The sequence below is a fragment of the Amphritea atlantica genome (assembly GCF_900111095.1).
GTDB classification, from domain to species: domain Bacteria; phylum Pseudomonadota; class Gammaproteobacteria; order Pseudomonadales; family Balneatricaceae; genus Amphritea; species Amphritea atlantica.
Genome location: NZ_FOGB01000006.1, coordinates 115,126 through 137,549, shown reverse-complemented (window position 1 = coordinate 137,549; position 22,424 = coordinate 115,126). Strand labels below are relative to the sequence as shown.

General features: G+C 51.4%; 18 protein-coding genes and 1 tRNA gene. 9 read left to right on the top strand and 10 right to left on the bottom strand.

Features of this window, described 5'->3' with window-relative positions; genetic code table 11:
- Nucleotides 1-93 precede the first annotated feature (93 nt).
- The 7 genes from gloB (at nucleotide 94) to BMY09_RS11700 (ending at nucleotide 8,544) form a co-directional block, all read left to right on the top strand.
- Nucleotides 94-867: a hydroxyacylglutathione hydrolase gene (gloB, locus tag BMY09_RS11730; RefSeq protein WP_091358279.1), complete on the top strand. Its 774-nt coding sequence runs from the start codon at nucleotides 94-96 to the stop codon at nucleotides 865-867.
- A gap of 128 nt (nucleotides 868-995) precedes the next feature.
- Nucleotides 996-2,585, top strand: coding sequence for a lytic transglycosylase (locus tag BMY09_RS11725; RefSeq protein WP_091358276.1), 1,590 nt, complete (start codon nucleotides 996-998; stop codon nucleotides 2,583-2,585).
- A gap of 52 nt (nucleotides 2,586-2,637) precedes the next feature.
- Nucleotides 2,638-2,886, top strand: coding sequence for a hypothetical protein (locus BMY09_RS11720; protein WP_091358273.1), 249 nt, complete (start codon nucleotides 2,638-2,640; stop codon nucleotides 2,884-2,886).
- A 79-nt stretch (nucleotides 2,887-2,965) separates the two neighbouring features.
- Nucleotides 2,966-4,786, top strand: coding sequence for an extracellular solute-binding protein (locus tag BMY09_RS11715; RefSeq protein ID WP_091358271.1), 1,821 nt, complete (start codon nucleotides 2,966-2,968; stop codon nucleotides 4,784-4,786).
- Nucleotides 4,787-4,791: 5 nt separating this feature from the next.
- Nucleotides 4,792-5,895 (top strand): microcin C ABC transporter permease YejB, encoded by a 1,104-nt coding sequence (locus BMY09_RS11710; protein ID WP_091358268.1) that lies wholly within the window; start codon nucleotides 4,792-4,794, stop codon nucleotides 5,893-5,895.
- Nucleotides 5,896-5,900: 5 nt separating this feature from the next.
- Complete coding sequence (locus BMY09_RS11705) at nucleotides 5,901-6,953, top strand: ABC transporter permease (protein ID WP_091358264.1); 1,053 nt, start codon at nucleotides 5,901-5,903, stop codon at nucleotides 6,951-6,953.
- Nucleotides 6,946-8,544 (top strand): ABC transporter ATP-binding protein, encoded by a 1,599-nt coding sequence (locus tag BMY09_RS11700; protein ID WP_091358261.1) that lies wholly within the window; start codon nucleotides 6,946-6,948, stop codon nucleotides 8,542-8,544. Before BMY09_RS11705 ends, BMY09_RS11700 begins: the two co-directional genes overlap by 8 nt.
- A gap of 9 nt (nucleotides 8,545-8,553) precedes the next feature.
- Here the strand turns inward: BMY09_RS11700 and BMY09_RS11695 are convergent, their stop codons facing one another.
- The 9 genes from BMY09_RS11695 to nfuA form a co-directional block, all read right to left on the bottom strand.
- The gene (locus BMY09_RS11695) at nucleotides 8,554-8,934 is read right to left on the bottom strand and encodes a hypothetical protein (RefSeq protein ID WP_091358258.1); all 381 of its coding nucleotides are present in this window, start codon (nucleotides 8,932-8,934) and stop codon (nucleotides 8,554-8,556) included.
- 227 nt (nucleotides 8,935-9,161) lie between these two features.
- Nucleotides 9,162-10,286 (bottom strand): glycosyltransferase family protein, encoded by a 1,125-nt coding sequence (locus BMY09_RS11690; RefSeq protein WP_091358255.1) that lies wholly within the window; start codon nucleotides 10,284-10,286, stop codon nucleotides 9,162-9,164.
- 4 nt (nucleotides 10,287-10,290) lie between these two features.
- Nucleotides 10,291-11,028 carry a hypothetical protein gene (locus tag BMY09_RS11685; RefSeq protein ID WP_091358252.1) on the bottom strand — a complete coding sequence of 246 codons (738 nt, stop codon included), beginning with the start codon at nucleotides 11,026-11,028 and terminating at the stop codon, nucleotides 10,291-10,293.
- Nucleotides 11,029-11,091: 63 nt separating this feature from the next.
- Entirely contained in the window at nucleotides 11,092-12,159 is a 1,068-nt protein-coding gene (locus BMY09_RS11680) for a glycosyltransferase family 2 protein (protein WP_091358250.1), read from the bottom strand.
- A 350-nt stretch (nucleotides 12,160-12,509) separates the two neighbouring features.
- Nucleotides 12,510-14,390, bottom strand: coding sequence for a SurA N-terminal domain-containing protein (locus BMY09_RS11675; protein ID WP_091358248.1), 1,881 nt, complete (start codon nucleotides 14,388-14,390; stop codon nucleotides 12,510-12,512).
- 151 nt (nucleotides 14,391-14,541) lie between these two features.
- Nucleotides 14,542-14,618: transfer RNA gene (locus BMY09_RS11670), tRNA-Asp, on the bottom strand.
- 39 nt (nucleotides 14,619-14,657) lie between these two features.
- Complete coding sequence (locus BMY09_RS11665) at nucleotides 14,658-14,933, bottom strand: HU family DNA-binding protein (protein WP_091358245.1); 276 nt, start codon at nucleotides 14,931-14,933, stop codon at nucleotides 14,658-14,660.
- 127 nt (nucleotides 14,934-15,060) lie between these two features.
- Nucleotides 15,061-17,490, bottom strand: a complete 2,430-nt coding sequence (gene lon / locus BMY09_RS11660; RefSeq protein WP_091358243.1) for an endopeptidase La — start codon at nucleotides 17,488-17,490, stop codon at nucleotides 15,061-15,063.
- A gap of 268 nt (nucleotides 17,491-17,758) precedes the next feature.
- Nucleotides 17,759-18,352 (bottom strand): Fe-S biogenesis protein NfuA, encoded by a 594-nt coding sequence (gene nfuA / locus BMY09_RS11655; RefSeq protein ID WP_091358240.1) that lies wholly within the window; start codon nucleotides 18,350-18,352, stop codon nucleotides 17,759-17,761.
- 198 nt (nucleotides 18,353-18,550) lie between these two features.
- Here nfuA and BMY09_RS11650 point away from each other — a divergent pair, with 198 nt between their 5' ends.
- Together BMY09_RS11650 and BMY09_RS11645 are read left to right on the top strand one after the other, a co-directional pair.
- A complete protein-coding gene (locus tag BMY09_RS11650; protein ID WP_245756567.1) occupies nucleotides 18,551-19,879 on the top strand; it encodes an MATE family efflux transporter in 1,329 nt (442 codons plus the stop codon).
- 78 nt (nucleotides 19,880-19,957) lie between these two features.
- Nucleotides 19,958-21,127 (top strand): cation:proton antiporter, encoded by a 1,170-nt coding sequence (locus BMY09_RS11645; RefSeq protein WP_091358235.1) that lies wholly within the window; start codon nucleotides 19,958-19,960, stop codon nucleotides 21,125-21,127.
- 186 nt (nucleotides 21,128-21,313) lie between these two features.
- Here BMY09_RS11645 and BMY09_RS11640 read toward each other — a convergent pair whose 3' ends face one another.
- Nucleotides 21,314-22,297 (bottom strand): glycosyl transferase family protein, encoded by a 984-nt coding sequence (locus BMY09_RS11640; RefSeq protein ID WP_091358232.1) that lies wholly within the window; start codon nucleotides 22,295-22,297, stop codon nucleotides 21,314-21,316.
- Nucleotides 22,298-22,424: the final 127 nt, after the last annotated feature.

The following is a 22,424-nucleotide window of genomic DNA, read 5'->3' as shown; positions in this document are numbered from 1 at the left end:
GTTAACCTTGTAGTTAACGGGTGCACTCAATCTCCTTACTCTGCTCAATATGTACTACTATATCTGACAAATCCAATACAGCCGAGGCCTAAAATGTTCAATGTCATGCCGATACCTGCTTTTAATGATAACTATATTTGGGCTCTGACTGTACCCGGCAGTACTGAAGTGGCCGTCGTCGACCCCGGTGATGCTGACGTGGTCGAACACTATCTGAACGAAAATAACCTGCTGTTAACCACCATCCTGATCACTCACCACCATCATGACCACACCGGTGGTGTCGCTCAACTATGCCAGGATAACACTGTCACTGTTTATGGTCCGGCCAACTCCCCATTTGACGGCATCACTCATAAGCTGAGCGATGGTGATCAGATCAGTCTGATGGAGCAGACGCTGACTATCCGTGAAGTACCGGGCCACACATTAGATCATATCAGCTACTATCTCCCAGGAAGTGAGCCGCAGCTGTTCTGCGGTGATACGCTGTTTCTGGCCGGTTGTGGCCGATTGTTTGAAGGCAGTGCAGAACAGATGCACCGGGCGATGGAATATTTCCGACAGCTGCCTGATGCAACCCAGATCTACTGCACCCATGAGTATTCTCTTGCCAACCTTGCATTTGCTGCAGCGGTTGAACCCGCAAACAACCGTATTAAAGCGGCGATCGAACACTGCACCCAACTGCGCGAATCCGATCAGCCGACCCTGCCTACAGATATCGCCACCGAGAAACAGATCAACCCCTTTCTTCGCTATAGCGAAGCCCCCGTGAGACAATCTGCAGAGCTGTTTGCTGGCGGACCTTTGACCTCAGAAGTGGCCATTTTCGCTATGATCCGGGAATGGAAAAATCAGTTCTGACTCCTCCCCTGCTTCCTTGTTAAGCGTTGTAAAGTTGATGTAGCTCAGCCTGGGATCAATAACAGTTGACCCTCTGCAACTGGCCCCATAAAATGCACCCTTTTATATTTTACAGGGTGCCTTGGGCAATGCAGCTGGTCAGAAAATTTGTTGTACTCACCGCTGCCGGGCTGATTCTTGCCGGCTGTCAGACCAATCAGGTTATCAGTCAGCAACCGGCGCCTGTCAGCGGCCCTGATGAGCAGCCACAGGCACAGCGTCAGGTACTGAATCCGACACTCTCTTCTGACACGCAACAGCAGCCTCAAACCAGCACCGATCTCTGGCAACTGACCCGACAGCATATGCAGCTTGATCTGGATCATGATGATCCACGCTTACAGGCGCAGTTCGAGTGGTATCAAAAACATCCGCAATATATGCAACGGGTCGCGACCCGTGCCAGCCGTTATTACTATTATATTCTCGGTGAAGTACTGAAACGGGATATGCCTGCTGAGGTTGCGCTGCTGCCGATTGTCGAAAGTGCTTACGACCCCTTTGCATACTCACATGGCCGCGCCGCCGGGCCCTGGCAATTCATTCCCGGCACAGCGAAACATTTTGGTTTAAAAAGCAGTTGGTGGTATGACGGACGTCGTGACATTGTCGCCTCAACGGATGCTGCGCTGACCTATCTGCAGCAACTGCATGACCGCTTTGATAGCTGGGAGCTGGCCCTGGCTGCCTACAACTGTGGTGGAGGGAATGTTTCAAAAGCGATTCGCCGCAATAAGAAAAAGGGGTTGGCGACAGATTTCTGGTCGCTGGACCTGCCCAAAGAAACCCGGGTATATGTACCTAAACTGCTGGCGGTTTCAAAACTGATTCGTGACGCTGAAGACAATAATCTCACCCTGCAGCCATTGCCGAACAAGCCCGTATTTGAACAGGTCGAACTGGACAGTCAGATCGATCTGGCACAGGCAGCTAAACTCAGTTCTATTTCAACGCAGGAACTGTATCAGCTCAACCCCGGCTTTAATCGCTGGGCCACTGATCCCGATGGTCCGCATCGCTTGCTCATTCCGGCTGACACAGCAGAACAGTTCCGTACTCAGCTGGCTCAGCTTCCGGCTGAACAACGGGTTAACTGGGCGCGCCACAAAATCAGCAAAGGCGAAACCATCAGCACCATTGCCCGACACTATAACACCACCTCCGCGGTCATCCGTGAAGCCAACAAGCTCAGCGGCAGTAATATCCGTGCCGGCAAGTATCTGCTGATCCCCAGCGCCAAGCATGAGTCCAGCGAATACTCACTGAGCCAGTCCCAACGCTTCAGTCGTAAGCAGAATCAACTGGCTCAGAGTGACCGCAATCGGGTCACCTACGAGGTAAAACAGGGCGATAGCTTCTGGAAAATAGCCAAAAACAACAATGTCAGCGTGCGAGAACTGGCCTCATGGAATCAAATGGCGCCTGGAGATCCCCTCAGAGTCGGTCAAACTCTGGCAATCTGGAAAGCCGATGCACATCAGGGCCTCAGCCGCAGTGATCAACAGCTGATTCGCCGCATCGGTTATTCCGTTCGTAGCGGCGATTCACTGTATACCATTGCTGACCGTTTTCGGGTTTCTATCAATGATATCCAACGCTGGAACAAGCTGGAAAAGAGCAAGTATCTCCAGCCGGGGCAACACCTGACCCTCTATGTTGATATCACTGAAGCGCGGTAAAATAGCGACTTGATCACCCGGTTTTTCAAATCCGCCACCCAGGAGACAGGACATGGACGCACTTAGTATCGGCATCATTATCTTCGCAACGGTGACCGCACTGCTGTTCAAATTTATTCTCTATCATAAGATCTGTAACTGGATGGATAAAGATCTGATCTCCGGGCTGTCAGCCGGTAACAGTGATAAGCAACGCTTTCTCACCGAACAGCTCAACCAACTGAAAAACGACAAGGTTAAGCGCAAATTACAGCACCAGCGTCTGACCGAACTTGCCGATGAATTTGAACAAAACCGCTGATCCGTACTCATATAACTAGCTATAACCGATCCCCCCTGTTATAAATTAACAGGTTACCAATCTGGCTGGATAATTACGGATGAATTTCAAACAGTTATCTAAGCAGATATCAACGCTTTGTCTGTTATCTGCAACTCTGATCTGCACACTCACCTCCCCGCTACACGCTGCTGCACCGCAGCACGGCATCTCTATGTATGGCGACCTCAAATACCCTCCCGGGTTTAAACATTTTGATTACGTCAATCCTGACGCCCCAAAAGGCGGTGATGTCTCTGAAGATGCACTGGGCACTTTCGACAGTTTTAATGGTTTTATCATTAAGGGTGCTGCCGCCGATGGCATTGGACTGATCTATGATTCTCTGCTGACCAAAGCTCAGGACGAACCCTTCTCTCTCTATGGGCTGCTGGCTGAGTCACTGGAAGTCGCAGATGACCGCAGCTGGGTCATATTTAATCTCAACCCCGATGCAAAATTCAGCGACGGCCAGCCCGTCACTGCAGAAGATGTGGTGTACACCTTTAAACTGCTGCGTGAACAGGGAGCCCCGTTTTACCGTTCCTACTACCACGATATCGCTAATATTGAGGCGCTCTCCAGCCAGCGGGTTAAATTCACATTTAACGCCAGCCAAAATCGCGAGCTGGCATTAATTGTCGGAGAAGTCAGTATTTTACCCAAGCACTACTGGGAGGGGCGTGATTTCAGTAAGCCCGGTCTGGAGATTCCGGTGGGCTCTGGCCCCTACCTGATTGACAGTTTCGATGCCGGACGCACCATCACCTATCGCAGAAACCCAAACTATTGGGGTAAGGATCTGCCAGTTAACCGCGGCCGCTTCAACTTTGACACAATCCGCTACGACTATTACAAAGATGGCAATGTTGCCCTTGAAGCGTTTAAAGGGGGCGAATACGATTTTCGCCAGGAGTTCTCATCCAAGCAGTGGGCTACCGGATATACCGGCACTGTGTTTGATGAAGGAAAGATCATCACCCGTACCCAGGTGCATGAAAACCCAACGGGTATGCAGGCCTTCATTCTTAATACCCGTAAATCCTACTTCTCAGATGCCCGGGTCAGAGAAGCGCTGGCCTACGCCTTTGACTTCAAATGGACCAACAAGAATATCTTCTATAACGCCTATACCCGCACCAACAGCTATTTCTCTAACTCGGAGATGGCCGCCACAGAGCTGCCCACTGAAAAAGAGTTAAAAATTCTTGAGCCGATCCGTGACCAGGTGCCCCCCGAAGTATTTACTCAGGTCTACAAAGCGCCCACAACCAATGGAGATGGCAATATTCGCGGACAGTTACGCACTGCCCTGAGGTTGCTGAAAAGTGCTGGCTGGGAGTTAAAGGATGGCTTACTGCTGGGGCCTGACGGCAAACAGATGTCATTTGAAATTTTGCTGGTTCAACCCACATTTGAACGAGTGGTAGCCCCCTTTGCCCGCAACCTGGAACGGATGGGTATCAAGCCCTCAATCCGTATTATCGATGCGTCACAGTATATCAACCGGGTGCGCAGTTTTGATTTTGATGTCATCGTCAGCGGCTTTGGTCAGTCTATCTCTCCCGGCAATGAACAGCGGGAGTTCTGGCACTCTTCAACGGCCGATCAGCCAGGCAGTCGTAACCTGATTGGTATTAAAAATCCGGCTGTCGACTATCTGGTCGACCAGATTATCCAGGCGCCAGACCGGGAACAGTTGGTACTGAGAACCCGCGCCCTGGACCGGGTGCTGCAGTGGAATCACTATGTTATTCCGCAATACCATATCAACAGCTATCGCGTGGCTTACTGGGATAAGTTTGATTTCCCCAAAGTCCATCCCAAATACTCGCTGGGGTTCGATACCTGGTGGGTCAAACCGGAAAAGACAGGGCAGTAATCTGAATGGCAGCTTATATCCTGCGGCGTCTGCTGCTGATTATCCCTACTCTGCTGGGTATTCTGACCATCAACTTCCTGATCGTACAGGCCGCTCCCGGCGGCCCGGTTGAGCAGACTATCGCCAACCTGCAGGGCCTGAACACCAGTTCAACATCCCGTTTCGACGGTTCAGCTCAGTCCGATCTGAGTAGCTCAGGCTCATCATCCGCAACAGGCAACAGCAGCACCTACCGGGGAGCACGGGGACTTGATCCGCAGTTGGTGAAGCAGATTGAAGCTCAGTTTGGGTTCGATAAACCAGCCCATGAACGTTTCTTTCAGATGCTGAAGAACTACCTGGTCTTCGATTTCGGCGAGAGCCTGTTCAGCGGCAAAAAAGTGACAGATCTGATCATCGAGAAACTGCCGGTATCTATCTCCCTCGGACTCTGGACAACCCTGATCACCTATCTGGTGGCCGTGCCACTGGGAATTAAGAAAGCGGTACGTGATGGCACCCCTTTCGATGTCTGGACCAGCTCAATGATTATCGTGGGCTACGCGATACCCAACTTTCTGTTTGCCATCCTGTTGATCGTACTGTTCGCTGGCGGCACATACTTCAGCTGGTTTCCGCTCAGGGGACTGACCTCTCCGGATTTCGATCAGCTGAGCATGTGGGGACAGATTAAAGATTATTTCTGGCATATCACCCTGCCGGTGCTGGTATCGGTGATTGGCAGTTTTGCAACCCTGTCGATGCTCACCAAAAACTCTTTTCTTGATGAGATTAACAAGCAGTATGTGATAACCGCCCGGGCCAAAGGATTAACTGAAAACCAGGTGCTCTATGGCCATGTTTTCCGTAATGCGATGCTGCTGATTATTGCCGGCATGCCTGCGGCGCTGATCGGTATCTTCTTCACCGGATCGATGCTGATTGAAGTGATCTTCTCACTCGATGGAATTGGCCTGCTGGGCTATGAAGCCGTCATTAAACGGGACTACCCGGTTATCTTTGGCACCCTGTATATCTTCACACTGATCGGTCTGTTACTTAAACTGGTCAGCGATCTTACCTATGTTGCGGTTGACCCACGAATCGATTTTGAAAGCAGAGAGAACTGAGCAGTATGCTAAAGCGGTTCAAATCCCTGAAAATAAGCCCTGTCAACCAGCGTAGACTGCAGAACTTCCGTAATAACCGGCGTGGTTACTGGGCGCTCTGGATCTTTCTGACGCTCTTTATTCTCAGCCTGTTTGCGGAGCTGATTGCCAACGATAAACCGCTCCTGATCGGCTATCAAAACAGCCTGTATTTTCCAGTGGCGATCGACTATTCCGAACTGGAGTTTGGCGGTGAGTTCGACACATTCGCTGATTACAAAGACCCCTATATTCAGGAACTGATCACCAGTAAAGGCGGCTGGATTCTCTGGCCACCTATACGTTTCAGTTATCAGACGATCAATCATGATCTGCCTGTCCCTGCCCCCTCTCCTCCAAGCACGGACAACCTGCTGGGCACCGATGATCAGGGGCGAGATGTCCTGGCCCGGGTTATCTACGGTTTCAGAATTTCAGTATTGTTTGCTATCACCCTGACGCTGATCAGCTCGGTCATCGGCGTTGCCGCCGGCGCGGTTCAGGGTTTTTACGGTGGTAAAATCGACCTGTTCTTCCAGCGTTTTATCGAGATCTGGTCGGGAATGCCGGTACTGTTCCTGCTGATTATTCTGGCCAGTATTGTGCAGCCCAACTTCTGGTGGTTGCTGGGTATCATGCTACTGTTTTCCTGGATGCAACTGGTTGATGTCGTGCGTGCCGAATTTCTGCGTGGACGTAATCTTGAGTATGTCCGGGCAGCCCGCGCGCTGGGCCTGAGTAACCGGCTGATTATGTTTCGCCATATCCTCCCCAATGCGATGGTAGCGACACTGACATTTATGCCGTTTATCTTCAACGGCTCGCTGGTCACCCTCACGGCGCTGGACTTCCTCGGTTTCGGTTTACCGCCAGGTTCAGCCTCACTGGGGGAGTTAGTGGCTCAGGGTAAAGCGAATCTGCATGCGCCCTGGCTGGGCTTGACCGCCTTTATCTCTCTGTCCGTCATGCTGACACTGCTGATCTTTATTGGCGAAGCTGTTCGTGATGCTTTTGACCCCCGGAAGGTGATGAATGACTGAACCCCTGCTCTCGGTACGCAACCTGTCAGTCCGCTTTGGCCAGAACCACTCAGCGGTCAATGCCGTTAACAACGTCAGTTTCGATATTATGTCGGGACAGACGATGGCCTTGGTGGGCGAATCCGGTTCGGGTAAATCGGTGACCGCGATGTCGATCCTTAAGCTGCTGCCATATCCTAAGGCCAGCCACCCAGGTGGAGAAATTTTATACCGGGGTAAAAATCTGCTACAGAACACTGAAGCGCAGATGCGGTCGCTGCGCGGTGACCGCATCAGTGTTATTTTTCAGGAGCCGATGACCTCGCTCAATCCGTTACACAACATATCCCGCCAGATCGGTGAGACACTGCTGCTGCATAAGGGGCTGACAGGCCTTCAGGCTCGCGAGCGGACGCTGGAGCTACTCAGCCTTGTCGGCATCAAGGATCCGGAAAAACGTCTTAACAGCTATCCACACGAGCTCTCTGGGGGGCAGCGGCAACGGGTGATGATCGCCATGGCACTGGCCAATGATCCGGAACTGCTGATCGCTGATGAACCGACGACCGCACTGGATGTCACAATCCAGGAACAGATACTGGAGTTGCTCCGCTCACTGCAGCGAAAACTGGGGATGTCGGTGCTGCTGATCACTCATGATCTGAATATTGTCCGCCGTTACAGTGATGCAGTCTGTGTGATGTATCAGGGATCGATTGTCGAGCAAAACCGCACAGCAGATCTGTTTGCCGACCCGCAACACCCCTATACCCTGAAACTTCTCAATGCAGAACCCTCAGGACTGCCTCAGCCGGTCGCAGAAACCGGTTCACCGATATTACAGACTGACAAGCTTAAAGTATGGTTTCCCGTTAAACGGGGCTTGCTGAAACGCACCGTGGACCATATTAAAGCGGTAAACCCCTGCAGCATTAAACTACACACTGGCCGCACTCTGGGGGTTGTTGGAGAGAGTGGTTCAGGGAAAACCACTCTGGGGCTGGCAATACTCCGTCTGATCCGCTCGGAGGGAGGCATACAGTTTGATGGCAAGGCGATTGAAAGTCTGAACCAAAGCGAAATCAAACCTCTGCGACGCAAAATGCAGATCGTATTTCAGGACCCCTATGGCAGCCTCAGCCCGAGAATGTCTGTAGCTGAATCGCTCAGCGAAGGTCTGGAGATCCATAATATCGGTTTACCCGGGGAACGTGAGCAGCTGATTATTGATGCTCTCAAAGAGGTAGGACTGGAACCCGATGACCGGCACCGCTACCCCCATGAGTTTTCCGGCGGCCAGCGCCAGCGCATTGCGATCGCCCGGGCAGTAATTCTCAAACCGGAACTGATCATCCTGGATGAACCAACCTCAGCCCTGGATCGCACCGTACAGGCACAGATAATCGATCTGCTACGCGAACTACAGCAGCGGTACAAACTCAGCTACATCTTCATCAGTCACGACCTGGCTGTCGTCAAAGCCCTCAGCCATGATCTGCTGGTGATGCAACAGGGTGACGTGGTTGAACAGGGCTCCGCTGCTGATATATTCAGCAACCCTGGCCAAAGCTATACCCGCCGTTTACTGGAGGCCGCCTTTGCCGCAGGTTGAATATCGCCCTCAGGGTGCTGGTGGCGACAGTGGCGGAGGCACGACAGCAGCCGGATCCACCGGAATTTTCATACCAGTTGTGGCATCATAAGGGAATCCTGTTGGTATAATATGCACGCCGTCCGGGCACCGGATCAACGCGGCAAGCCCCAGAACCATCCCCTCACCAGCAGCGCCATAACCACCGACCGAAATGGCTTCACAGCCAACCGTCTGACTACGGTTAATAGCGAGCTGCAGCTCCTGTGCCGCTTCAGCACCCGTGGCCATCGATTCACCGATAATAACGAAGCTTTTACCACCACTCATCCGGGTCGGATTATGCTGACACCCGGTGATGAAAATGATGGCAACAACACACACAGCAAAAGAAACAGGTCTGATTTTCATACGGACCTCCTGAGATTAGCGTTTTTATTATTACGATTTCATCACGCCCTCAGACAAGCAGTTTAATGGTTGTAAAACCTGAGGTGGGAATGAAAACAGCCGTTAGTAGCCTTTAAAATCTCACAGATGTTGATCAGTATAGTATTAAAACGACAGTTTTAAGATTTCAGAGACCCAGCCCGCCTGCAGTTTAAATGTTTCCCTTCGCGCTAATTGAGCACCCTGACCTACGGCGAAGCAGGTTTAACCAGTGACGTCAGCAGTTCCAGCCAGATCTCCAGGCGATCAATTGCCCGGTCATAGCCATGTGCAGCGGATAGATGAGAGGGGGTAAGCTCTGTAGCGCTACTTAACGCTCTGCATGCCTGATCAATGCTGTCTGCGAATGCCTGAGAATCACCATCCCAGACGACTATCCGATGCCGTAAGCCAAGCTCAGCCGCCCGTGCCGCATTACGCTGCTGTTCGGGTTGATCGGTGAGCACCAGTATAATGGGCTTGTCATAGACCCGGGCAATCGATAGTGCCGCCATCCCCGGTGCAGAGATGATCAGCGAGCTGCGGGCAGCCTGGCTGACCCAATCGGTGTCCCGGGCTAACCAGCCTGGACGGTGTGCCATCCCCTCGCCAACCAGATGTGCTATCCCACCTGCATCAGAAATCCCCTGCTCTAACGCCGCAGCGAGTGCGGAATCACAAAAGTGTGGATTAAGATACCCTGCTATGTGCATCCTGCCCTGATCAGGCTGGTCCCTGCCCGGCTTTACCACAGCAACAGGGGTAGGCAGGCGAAAGCAGTCACCGTTGTGCTCAGCCATAGAGGGGTAGGCAAAATGATGTTCCAGACGTGCTCCGGCACGACTGATCTGCCATGCAACAACAGCGCTGTATAACCTCGCCACAGCCACCGGAATGCGGCCATTGAAGTTTGTTTCCAACGCCTGGCGCAGGCTGGCCCCGTAAATATGCACCACCTTGTGTCGCCAGACAGGCAAACACCCCATGAATAACAGTGCCGGGTGAAACGAATCATTGAGTACAAGATCATTGTCACGAAACACCTGGCGTAGTTTCCAGATATCCCGGGCCATGCGCTTAGGGTGAAAAATATAGCCCGCAACATTAGCATCCGTTGCTCCACGCAACATGTTCTGCTGAGTATCAAACTGCACCGAGTAATGACGCGACAAAACTGTTGCTGCCAGCCCAAAGCCCGCTAAGAATCGCTGCCCCTCATCGGAGGTGGTAATGAGTTGCACCTTAACTCCCCGGGCTTGCAATGCATGCGTGAGCAACTGTGCCCGCATCAGATGACCTCTGGCATCCGCTGTTGCCAGATAAGCAATGCGCATACACTTAACTCCGGTCTGGCAAGAGGCGAAGCAGCAGACCCACAGAGAGTAACCCGAGGGCACCGGTAACGGACCAGGAACGGTCGACAGCCCGGATCTCTGCCAGCATCTTTTGTAATGTCCCCTGCTCATGGGGTTCTACCAGACGGATTAAGGCACCGCTGCACATCTGCACGTGCCTGCCTTCGTCTGAGAGCACTCGTACCAGCAGAGGCAGCAGAGGGTGTGACGGAGAGATCTGTTGGAGCAACCGGATATGACGTTCCAGCACCCGCGTGGCCATCTGTTCCGCACACAAGCCAATGGCAAATGCGGGTACCAGTAATCGGCTCTTAAAAGACGACTCATATCGGTGTGCTATCGCGTGCCACTGGGCAATTTTACGACGGCTTAACCAGTCTGGCTGTGCAGTACTTTGAGCAACCGTCGTTTCACCGCGCTCCTCCAAAGCCGCAGCAAAGGCCCGGACATGTTGCCGTTCTTCGTTTAAGTGCTGTTCCATCTGGCGCACTATCCAGTCTGGTGGTTCGCTCAATAGCTCTTGTTGCAACGCAATCTCTGTGGCGTCTTCACCTATAAGATAGATGCGTAACAATAACCGCTCACCGGCATGACTTGCATGAAGTTGTCGTAACGCCGCTCGTTTGATAGCGTTCACCCATTGCGCCTGTAAACGTAACCATCCATACAACACAGGCGGATCACAACAGTCCTGTACAAAGGGTGCTGAATCAGCAGACATAAGCTTCTCTCCGGATATCCCTGTTTAAAGTGACACTGTCAGTTACGGTGCTTTGCCTGATCATCATTTGGATGAGCCATGGTAGGACAACGCCTGGACGTCACCGCCCTCTTTACCGCGAGGATAGCGCACACCTAAACCGCGCATCAGGGCGCCACTCATATCCAGCGCTGAGAAACCGATAATCAGGGTAATAGCCGCTAACCAGCGAAGCCGATATAATGGCGGCAGATCCTGCTTATTAAGGGCTCGCACACTGAAGCCCAATCGGGCAATCAACACACATAAAGGCCCAATAGGTCCACTTCTTGCCAGCCACTGCCATCGCGCGGGCATATAGCTTCGCACCAGAAATGGCGTCAGCCCGCAGGTATCCTGCCCACGCAGCCACCTCAATTTGATGATGTCCTTTAAACTATCAGGAAAGCGATGAACGGTGTGCGCTCTGGCAGCATAATGCAGAGGAATCCCCTGCGATTGCAGTTGTAAACCGAGCACCTGACAGTGGGCTCGATAGACACTCTCCAGGTCCTGGTAATGATATTCAGCGAAAACATCCCGACGAAAAACAACGTTATTGGCATAAAAGTTACGCGTTGCTCCGTCTGCCAGAACCCCGGGAAAGTACATGAAATCGAGGGTTGTCAGCGCTGTTCCCGCCAGGTCAGGTGCATAACTGGTGCGTCCCGCCACTGCGGCAAGTGTGTCATCCCGGATAAATGGATACAGTAGCTGAGCTAACCAGTCTGCTGCTGGCACGCAATCTGCGTCGGCAAAAACAACCCATCGGCAGCGCTCAGGATCTGTTGCGGCAAATCCCGCATTCTTTGCGTGGTAGTAGCCCGTAGAGGGATCAATCTTTACAAAATCAACAGGATGCCCGGCGATATCCTCCACCTCCTTAAAAGAGGATTCATCCAGTCCGTCGTGTGTTATGACTATCTGTGCCAACGAGGTTAGTGGCAGGCTCTGATTTGCCAGCAACCCGACAACCCGTTTAAGGCTGGAGAGAACTCGTTCAATATCTGCACCACCGCGCAGGTTATTGGTTTCTAATACCAGTGCAGTGCGACTTGCCACACTGTTCAGCGCTGTGCTTGTATCCGATGGAATGCCGTTAATGGTGTCCATTTGCTTGAAATACTCCCTGTATAAAAGCGGTTTATGACGGTAATCTCCAGACCAGAATGAGATCTTATCTGTGCGCATACAGCCGGCTTCAATAAGCCAGTGACGGCTAGCACAGAATCACCCGCACCGGTGACCACAACCGAGCTCCTCTGGGTCGAGCTAAATGATTAAATACTACAGGACTTAAAAACACCTTCCATAGCCTGTGGTTGCCATCTGATCTCCCTGGCACAGACTGAATATTACACAATTAAGTCTGGGTTGTAACGCCAGGATTCAACCGCCCGATAACAGGCAATAAAAAAGGCTGCATCAGCAGCCTTTTTCAGGTTTCATTGAGTCCGGCGATTTCAGAGCCTTTCGATTTCAGCTGCGTTTTTACGTGCTTCCATCACCGCCTGATAATCAAACTGACCAGAACGCTGGCTGAGAATATTTCGCATCGCTTTTTTCTCATCGGCAGAGACCGCTGACAGATCCGGCTCATGTAGCGCCGTGACGGCAACAATTGCCTGGGCTCCATCCTTGAGTGTAATCAGAGAGTAAGAAGCACCCTGTTCTGGCTTAGGCAGCTTAAATGCAGCGGCCATAACCTCAGCGGGCTGTTTCCGATCAGCACGTCCCACCGCATCCGCAACCTGCCACTCAGCACCATTAACCGGTTTGCGCTCAGCCCCCTGTTGCAGTTTTTCAAGCTCCCCTTCCAGAGAGGCCTGCAACGCTTCGCCTGCCTTCTGCAGAGTCAGAATTTCAGTGATCTGTGGCCTGACCTCCTCTTCACTCAGCTGACGCGGACGGATATGCTCCTTAACCCGCAGTACCAGAGTGCGTCCTGAGTCCAGTTCGATCGGATCACTGTTGAAGCCATCACGAATCAGCTCTTCGTTGAACGCTGCGCGAACAACCCGCTGATTCGAGGTGACATCATCATTGCCGCCTTTACGACTGAAAGGAGCCGCTTCAACTATCTTTAGGTTGAGCTCCGCTGCCGGCTCCTGCAGATCACCGGATGAGAATGCCAGATCGGTCAGTTGCCCAACCCGCTCAACGTAGATCTGCTCAACCTTGTTGTCCAGCTGCTCAGCGATCAGTTGATCTTTAACCTCTTCAAATACCGGAGCCTTACTCTCAGACAGATCGGTAAGTTTAATGATGTGATAACCAAATGCCGTGCGTACAGGTTCAGACACCTCACCGGCTTTCAGTGAATAAACCGCCTGCTCGAACGGTCCATCCAGCATCCCTTTCTGATAGACACCCAGATTACCACCATCAGAGGCAGAGCCAGGGTCATCAGACTCAGTTTTTGCCAGCTCGGCAAAATCTTCACCTGCAGCGAGTTTTTTCTCGAGATCCTGAGCCTTGGCCAGTGCAGCAGCATCATCAACACTGTCTGACACTTCGATCATGATATGAGAAACGGTGCGCTGCTCTTCAGATTTAAACGCCGCTTTCAGTTGCTCAAACTGCCCTTGCAGCTCAGCATCATCAACCTTAACTTCTTTCAGAAGGTCCGCTTTATTGATCAGCAGATATTGAATGGCCACCTGCTCATCGGTCATAAAGTCCTGCTGATGCGCATCGTAGTAAACGGTCAGGTCATCTTGCGTCAGAGACACATCTTTCATGTAATCCTGCAGCCCTACCTTAAGATACGCCAGATCACGGGTTTGCCGGTCCAGAGTAATAATCTTGTCAGCTTCGCTGTTCAGGACAAATGCAGAGCCCATATAACCCGAACGTTCATAGCCAATCAGGCTCTCTTTACGCAGCAGATTCTTATACATCATCGGTGTCAGCCCTGCATTGCGCAGTACCGCCTGATAACGGTCAGGGTTAAAAACACCATCGACTTTGAAATCCTGGGTATTAACAATCATCTGATCCAGCACCTGATCAGAGATGGCCATATCCTGATTCGTCGCAGACTGAACCAGGATCTCCTGTTGAATCAGGTTATCCAGGGTCGCCTTACGGATAAGATTATCATCCAGCAGGGTTGGATCAGCATTCTCACCCATCTGCGCCAATAGCTGACGACGTTGCAGGTCAGCACCCTGCAACACATCCCGCTCACTAATGTCGACACCGTTGACGGTCGCGGGGGCGTTTGAACCTGAGGTCAGACTGACCAGGGACTCCACCCCGAATAGTGCAAAGGTAACGACGATCAGACCAACAATGATCTTGGCGACGATTCCCTGGGAGTTATCTCGGATATTCTGAAGCATGATGCCTCTTGGCCTCTAAGGTAGTGTACAAATAGAAAAAAAGGCGCATCCTGACAGGATGCGCCTTTGATATGTTTGGCAGTACGGAACCGGTTTTAATGGTTTCCGCTACCCAGAGAAACACTGACAGTATAATCAGCGATCTCACATTTGGCGGAACGGACGGGACTCGAACCCGCGACCACCTGCGTGACAGGCAGGTATTCTAACCAACTGAACTACCGCTCCGGATGCCAGCGATCCTTTCGGATCAGGCGCTAGCTATTCTTACTTATTGACAGCGTCTTTCAGAGCCTTACCAGGCTTGAAAGTAGGCAGAGTCGCCGCAGCGATCTGAATTGGCTGACCAGTCTGAGGGTTACGACCAGTACGTGCAGCACGCTCCTTCACACCGAAAGTACCGAAGCCTACCAGTGCAACAGAATCACCCTTTTGCAGAGCGCCGGAAATTGATTCCAGTGTAGCATCCAGTGCGCGGCCAGCAGCAGCTTTTGGAATATCCGCAGAAGCTGCGATTGCGTCGATTAGTTCAGATTTATTCACATTGTTCCCCTTATATGAATCGTTTTTATATTCTGTAGCCCATGCCCAGCAAGTTGACGGACAATTTATACCAAGCCTGCAAATCAGGTGTCAAGCGGGTTGCAGCCTGTTTTGCCACTATTTTGTGTTAATGCGGTTTTATTTGTCCCTGCTCATTTTTTGCTTGCTTTTTCTTTTCAGAAAAGCTTGCTTTTTGCTCCTCCGTCAGCGGTTCAGGACTGAACTTCAGAGCAATTTGCAATACCTCGTCTATCCATTTTACCGGACAGATTTCAAGGTCTGCTTTGATGTTTTCAGGAATTTCCTTCAGATCACGCTTGTTCTCATCCGGAATAATAACTGTTTTGATACCACCGCGATGCGCTGCCAGCAACTTCTCTTTCAAGCCACCGATAGGCAATACCTGCCCACGCAAGGTGATCTCACCGGTCATCGCTACATCGGAGCGAACCGGAATATTTGTCAGGACAGATACTAATGCAGTACACATCCCGATACCAGCACTTGGACCATCTTTTGGTGTCGCACCTTCCGGTACATGGATATGAATATCGTTTTCCTCATGGAAATCCGGATTTATACCCAGCGATTCTGCCCGGCTACGCACTACGGTCATCGCCGCCTGAATCGACTCCTGCATCACCTCACCGAGGGAACCGGTACGAATCTGACGCCCTTTACCCGGCACAACTGCGGATTCAATCGTCAGGATATCCCCGCCGACAGAGGTCCATGCCAGACCGGTTACATGGCCGATACGGTCCTGCTCTTCAGCAACACCGAAATTGCACTTACGCACACCGGAATAGTGCTCCAGGTTTTCGCTGTTTGCGACCACCGAAGCGTTCTTATCGTCACCCAGCGCAATCTCTTTAATCACCTTACGGCAGATCTTGGCAATCTCTCTCTCAAGACCCCGTACACCCGCTTCACGGGTGTAGTAACGGATCAGATCAGTAACCGCCTCATCCTCAATGATCAGCTCACCCTTCTTCAGACCATTCATTTTAGTCTGCTTAGGTATCAGATACTTACGAGCGATATTTAATTTCTCATCTTCGGTATAACCCGGAATGCGAATAATCTCCATACGGTCCAGCAATGGGCCGGGGATATTCATCGAGTTAGAGGTACAGACAAACATCACATCGGAGAGATCGTAATCGACTTCGAGGTAGTGGTCGTTGAAGGTACTGTTCTGCTCCGGATCAAGCACTTCCAGCAGCGCTGAAGCGGGATCGCCGCGCTGATCCATACCCATTTTGTCGATCTCATCAAGCAGAAACAGTGGGTTTTTCACCCCAACCTTAGACATCTTCTGTATCAGCTTACCCGGCATCGAACCAATGTAGGTACGCCGGTGTCCCCGAATCTCCGCTTCATCGCGAACGCCACCCAGTGCCATCCGAACATATTCACGGTTGGTAGCCCGTGCAATGGACTGTCCCAGAGAGGTTTTACCCACACCCGGAGGCCCTACCAGACAGAGAATAGGCCCTTTCAGCTTACGCACACGTCGCTGCACTGCCAGATATTCAAGAATGCGGTCTTTAACCTCTTCAAGGCCGTAGTGATCTTCGTTGAGAATCACCTCTGCCCGCTTCATATCATGGCGCAATTTAGAGCGTTTCGACCAGGGGATCTGAAGCATCCAGTCGATATAACCCCGAACAACAGTGGCTTCAGCAGACATTGGAGACATCATCTTCAGCTTGTTGTATTCGTTCAGCGTTTTATCCAGCGCTTCCTTCGGCATACCGGCCTCATCGATCCGTTTTTTCAACTCTTCGATATCGGTATTGCCGTTTTCATCCAGGTCGCCCATCTCTTTCTGAATCGCTTTCATCTGCTCATTCAGATAGTACTCTCGCTGGCTTTTCTCCATCTGTTTTTTAACGCGCCCACGAATCCGTTTCTCAACCTCAACCAGGTCGATCTCAGACTCCATCAACGCCATCAGATGTTCCAGACGCAGTTTATCGTCCAGAATTTCTAAAATTTTCTGTTTTTCATCCAGCTTGAGGGACATATGTGCGGCAATGGTATCCGCCAAACGGCCGATCTCATCGATCGACCCCAGCGAAGTAAGCACTTCAGCCGGGATCTTTTTATTCACCTGCACAAAACGTTCAAACTGATCCAGAGCGGTACGTTTATAGATCTCTGCTTCGCTGTCGCTAACCTCGCTGACCGGCAGAACCGTAACATCGGCAGTGAAATGGCTATCGCTGGTATGCAGGGTTTCTATACGCGCTCGATAATCACCTTCCACCAGCACTTTAACGGTACCATCGGGCAGCTTCAGCATCTGTAGCACGCTTGCTACTGTACCGATTGAAAACAGATCGCCACCGACAGGCTCATCGTCTGAGGCATTTTTCTGAGCTATCAGCAGGATCTCTTTGTCCTGCAGCATCGCAGCTTCAAGGGCCTGAATTGATTTTTCCCGGCCAACAAACAGGGGGATCACCATATGAGGATATATAACAACATCACGCAGCGGTAAAACCGGCAACGTGGTGGTAGTGATCTCTTTATCATTCTCGAGTGGTGCCATAATGGACCTTACTCCTTTTTCGAAAGAAACTGCGGGAAGACAGCAGTTACGGACTGTATGACATATCGTTCTTACTGGTTAATGGGGCTTGGACGGCAAAAAACAACCATATCCCAGTAAAACTTACATAAAAAAGCAATAATCAATATCAGCGTTATATCAGTTCACCCGAAAGCGAACAACGTACCAAAATGGTAGGTAGGAGGGCTGGCAGAGGTTTTAACATCAAAAAAGCCCGGACAAGCCGGGCTTCAGGGCAGAATATGTCTTACTTATAGTAAGCGTTATCCGTCACAGAATGGTCAGTTACATCCCGGACACCTGCAAGCCCACTTATGCGTTCTACCAGTGTTTTCTCAACACCATCCTTAAGGGTCATATCTACAGCACTACACCCCTGGCAACCACCACCAAACTGCAGAATAGCAATGTGACCGATCTCTTCCTCTACCAGCTCAATCAGTTTAACTTCACCACCATGGGAAGAGAGACCGGGGTTAATATCAGAGTAGAGAATGTAGTTAATCTGCTCTTCCATTGGGCTGTCATCAGAGACTTTGGGTACTTTGGCGTTTGGAGCCTTAATGGTTAACTGGCCACCCATTCTGTCAGTGGCGAAATCAACCGTGGCTTCCTCCAGGTAGGGCAGACTATTTTTTTCAAAATAGAACCTGACCTTTTCCATCTCCATAACTTCATCATCTTCGACAACCTCATCTGGACGGCAGTAAGCCAGGCAGGTCTCAGCGTAAGGTGTTCCCGGCTGAGTCACAAACATCCGTACAGCAATACCTTCAACATTCTGTTTTTCTAGCAGCTCAGCAAGGTAGGTTTCCGCTGATTCGGTCACTGTAATATTCATTAAAATTCCTGTTAAATCACTGTCTCATATGGTTGACAGGATACACGTTTTCTAAACCCGAGTAAATTGCTCAGTTATTAACCAGAACATCGTTAATACTATTCTGTTAAACTGCCCCGTTTTACACCTTTGTGGCAGACTTCACAATATTCTCACGGGCCATCACCCGCCCATTTCGGCAATAGGGAAACCGGATTTTTGAAACGCCTGCAACGCATTAAAACTATTCTCACGCTGGGATTGCCCATTGTTGGCGGCATGTTATCACAAAGTGTTCTGAATCTGGTGGATGCCGCCATGGTAGGTCGTCTGGGCGAAACAGCACTGGCAGGCATCGGCGTCGGAGGCTATATAAACTTCCTCGCGGTCAGTCTGATACTGGGGCTTTCGTCTGGCGTTCAGGCACTGGTGGCGCGTCGCAGAGGGCAGAGCCTTGACGCAGAAACAGCAACTCCGTTGGGCTGGGGCATTATCGTTGCCTTTGCCATCGCCCTGCCCCTGACTCTCCTGTTTTTGATTAACGCCGAGTGGCTGATAACGCTGCTGAGTGATGATATTCAGGTAGAAGAGATCGCAGCCAACTATTTTAGTTATCGTGTGCTGGCTCTGCTGGCGGTCGGTCTGAATCTCAGTTTTCGTGGTTACTGGAACGGCACCAACAGGCCGGTCGTTTATCTGCGAATCCTGCTGATGGTACAGTTTCTCAATGTGTTGATCAGCTACACCCTGATCTTTGGTTATTTTGGTCTTCCCGCCATGGGCGCAGCCGGTGCGGGGCTGGGAACAACTATCTCGCTCTATCTGGGTGCAGTATTGCTAGCACTGGTGACATTGCCAACTGCGATCAACAAAGGGATGCTCAACCTGCAACGCAGCAATCTGAATCAACTGAAGTCGCTACTGCGCCTCGCGGTTCCCCACTCTATTCAACAGTTTCTCTTTGCCGCGTCCATGCTGGTCCTGTTCTGGATAATCGGGCTATTGGGCACCACCGAACAGGCGATCGGACATGTGCTGATAAATCTGGCTCTGCTGCTGATTCTGCCAGGCGTAGGGTTGGGTGTTGCGTGCACAACACTGGTCAGTCATGCACTGGGACAAAATGATCCCAACATGGCCAGTCGCTGGGGCTGGGATGTTATTCTCACGGCTATACTGATCATGCTGCTGCTCAGTTTGCCGATGTGGCTATACCCCGATTCGCTGCTAGGGCTCTTTCTGGCCACCGCTGAAGCGATCAATAAAGCCCATACCCCGCTGATGTTAACCGGGTTGGCGATCTGCCTGGATGCCGCGGCTATCGTTTTAACCCAGGCGCTGCTGGGGGCTGGAGCAAACCGGGTAGTGATGCTGATCAGCAGCCTGGGGCAATGGTTTTTTTATCTGCCACTAGCCTGGCTGATCGGCCCCTGCCTGGGTTACGGACTAACCGGTATCTGGTTATTACAGACATTTCACCGGGCAGGTTCTTCGCTGATCTTTATTTATATCTGGAAGCGCCGCAACTGGGTTCATATCCGCATATAGATTGGGTAGACTGAACAGGTAATCCGGATCGGATCGGACCACCAACCCAGCCTGAATTTACAGGATATCTGCTTATTTATGTTGCAACAAAGCCTGGTTTTCTCTTTTTTTCTTATCTTCACCGGGGCTGCGATACTGGCGTCTATCGCGCTCTATACCCGACAGCCCCTGCTGGTTGCATACATAGTGCTGGGAGCAGCGCTGGGACCCTATGGTTACAGCTTCATCCAGGATACCGCCCTGTTATCGGACATATCCCATGTCGGCATCATATTTCTGCTGTTCCTCCTCGGGCTCGATATGCAACCCAGTCACCTGGTACATATGCTTAGAAAAGCAACTCTGGTGGCGATTTTCAGCGCGGTGATATTTATGGCCATCGGCTATGGCGTGGGGGTCGCGTTCGGCTTTACCCGGACAGAAGCGATTATTATCGGTGTGGCGCTGATGTTTTCCAGCACCATCATCGGTATCAAACTACTGCCAACCACAGTGCTACATCACAAGCATACCGGGGAGCTGGTGGTGGGCCTTCTGCTGCTTCAGGATGTCATCGCGATTCTGGTGCTACTGTTCCTTAACAGCGGAGATGGCGGCACCAGCCAAGTGACAACCTTCCTGAAAACAGCGGTGGCGTTACCGCTGATTATCGGTGCAGCACTGCTGTTTGTGCGCTACATACTTTTGCCGCTGATTCAGAAGTTTGACCGTTTTCATGAATATATCTTTCTGGTAGCCATCGGCTGGTGCCTGGGCCTTGCCGAGCTGGCCCACGCGGTAGGCCTGTCAGCAGAAATCGGCGCGTTTATAGCGGGAGTCAGCCTTGCAACCAGCCCAATCTCTCAGTACATCGCCACCAGTTTACGTCCGTTGCGTGATTTTTTCCTGATACTGTTCTTCTTTTCTATCGGTGCCAGCTTTAATCTGGGACTGCTTGGACAGATAATTATCCCCGCACTGATTCTCGCGGCGCTGGTGCTGGCCATCAAACCCATCGTGTTTCGCTTTCTGCTGCAAAGCATCAGCGAAAGTAACAAGCTTGCCTGGGAAGTGGGCTTCCGTCTGGGCCAGATCAGTGAATTCTCACTGCTGATCGCTTACATGGCCACCAGCGCGGCGATGATTGGACAGGAAGCCTCCCACGTTATACAGGCAACCGCCATCCTGACCTTCCTGCTATCAACCTACATAGTGATATTCAACTTCCCAAGCCCCATCGCGGTATCGGATAAGCTCAGAAGGGATTGAGGCGGCAAAACCAGCCGCAAGACGCAACTCCGTTGCTTATCTAGAACGGCGCCTGCGGCTCCTGCTGGTTGCGAGAAAAAGCAAGAAGACAATTAGATTTTGTTTCTTCTAGCAAGCGGCTCTGCCGCGTCTGGCAACTAACAAGTCACACAGTGACGTCTGGCCAGGAAAGCTGGCTTTCCGATCTCAGAAGCGTTCCCTATCCCTTCCCTGCCACATCTGTTCAGCCAGTGTGAAACAACCAGCATCATCTGCCGCTTTATTGAGCAGTTTCAGAATCAGCGCCAGTGTAGAAAGCACCGCTCCTTCACCGTATTCATCTGTTATCTCACCCCGCCACACTGATAACAGGTCAGCAGTATCCAGCTCTTGCTTAACCAGCCGGCGCGGATAGTAACGGGACCACTGGGAGGTACTATAGTCACCGCCACGGGTCCATTGCAGGTCACACTCTGTGTCAGGCTTCACTTCTGCTTCACCGCCATCACCCTTGATGGTCAGACCATTGGCAACCCCCAAAAGCTGCGCGGTTTTCTGATGCATCGGACCGTAAGCCGGGTGAAAAACACCGTCCACTGTGTGCAGGGCATGCAGCGGATTGATCAGTCGACACAGCGTGTGTACCGGTGATCTGAGTCCCAGCACCGGACGCAGATTGATGATTCTGCCCATCTCGGGGCTCAGCGTATTGATCGACATAAAAGCAAACCGTGAAGCATTTAGCGATTCGGTCACTTCGTTCCAGTCGCGACAGGCCGTTATACCAAACAGCTGCAGGCAGTCTTCGGTGTAGATGCGGTCAGGTGTGTGGCCACGGGCACCATGCATAAAAATCCGGGTACCATTTTCCGCTAATATCAGCGCCACCAGAATAAACCAGGGCAGTTGACGTTTTTTACCCGCATAGGTTGACCAGTCCAGATCGACTGTTAGCTGTTGCGGAGCGCCAGATCGCCCCCTCACCGCCTCGATAAATCCCGCCAACTCTTCAGGGGATTCCTCTTTCACCCGCAATAACATCAGAAAGGCACCCAGTTGTTCGGGCTCAACCTGACCGTCTAAAATCATCTCCATCGCTTCCCGGGCCTCGATCTGACTCAGCGAGCGGGAGCCCTGCTTTCCTTTTCCCAAAATACGTACAAAGGGGGCAAACGGATGTTCCTGTGACATAAAACTGCTCTGACCAATAGATAGAAGTTAAATAATTTTATACCCTGAACAGCCATCGGATGAAGCAATTACTCCGAAAAACTATTTTTCCCTGAGGCGACCTGCAGCCAAACCGCAGTAAAGAGTC

Coding starts and splice junctions, on each gene's coding strand:
- gloB (WP_091358279.1), top strand. CDS start 94: ATGTTCAATGTCATGCCGATACCTGCTTTTAATGATAACTATATTTGG.
- BMY09_RS11720 (WP_091358273.1), top strand. CDS start 2,638: ATGGACGCACTTAGTATCGGCATCATTATCTTCGCAACGGTGACCGCA.
- BMY09_RS11680 (WP_091358250.1), bottom strand. CDS start 12,159: ATGGACACCATTAACGGCATTCCATCGGATACAAGCACAGCGCTGAAC.
- BMY09_RS11645 (WP_091358235.1), top strand. CDS start 19,958: ATGTTGCAACAAAGCCTGGTTTTCTCTTTTTTTCTTATCTTCACCGGG.
- BMY09_RS11685 (WP_091358252.1), bottom strand. CDS start 11,028: ATGTCTGCTGATTCAGCACCCTTTGTACAGGACTGTTGTGATCCGCCT.
- BMY09_RS11725 (WP_091358276.1), top strand. CDS start 996: ATGCAGCTGGTCAGAAAATTTGTTGTACTCACCGCTGCCGGGCTGATT.
- BMY09_RS11705 (WP_091358264.1), top strand. CDS start 5,901: ATGCTAAAGCGGTTCAAATCCCTGAAAATAAGCCCTGTCAACCAGCGT.
- nfuA (WP_091358240.1), bottom strand. CDS start 18,352: ATGAATATTACAGTGACCGAATCAGCGGAAACCTACCTTGCTGAGCTG.
- BMY09_RS11710 (WP_091358268.1), top strand. CDS start 4,792: ATGGCAGCTTATATCCTGCGGCGTCTGCTGCTGATTATCCCTACTCTG.
- BMY09_RS11715 (WP_091358271.1), top strand. CDS start 2,966: ATGAATTTCAAACAGTTATCTAAGCAGATATCAACGCTTTGTCTGTTA.
- BMY09_RS11700 (WP_091358261.1), top strand. CDS start 6,946: ATGACTGAACCCCTGCTCTCGGTACGCAACCTGTCAGTCCGCTTTGGC.
- BMY09_RS11695 (WP_091358258.1), bottom strand. CDS start 8,934: ATGAAAATCAGACCTGTTTCTTTTGCTGTGTGTGTTGTTGCCATCATT.
- lon (WP_091358243.1), bottom strand. CDS start 17,490: ATGGCACCACTCGAGAATGATAAAGAGATCACTACCACCACGTTGCCG.
- BMY09_RS11675 (WP_091358248.1), bottom strand. CDS start 14,390: ATGCTTCAGAATATCCGAGATAACTCCCAGGGAATCGTCGCCAAGATC.
- BMY09_RS11640 (WP_091358232.1), bottom strand. CDS start 22,297: ATGTCACAGGAACATCCGTTTGCCCCCTTTGTACGTATTTTGGGAAAA.
- BMY09_RS11690 (WP_091358255.1), bottom strand. CDS start 10,286: ATGCGCATTGCTTATCTGGCAACAGCGGATGCCAGAGGTCATCTGATG.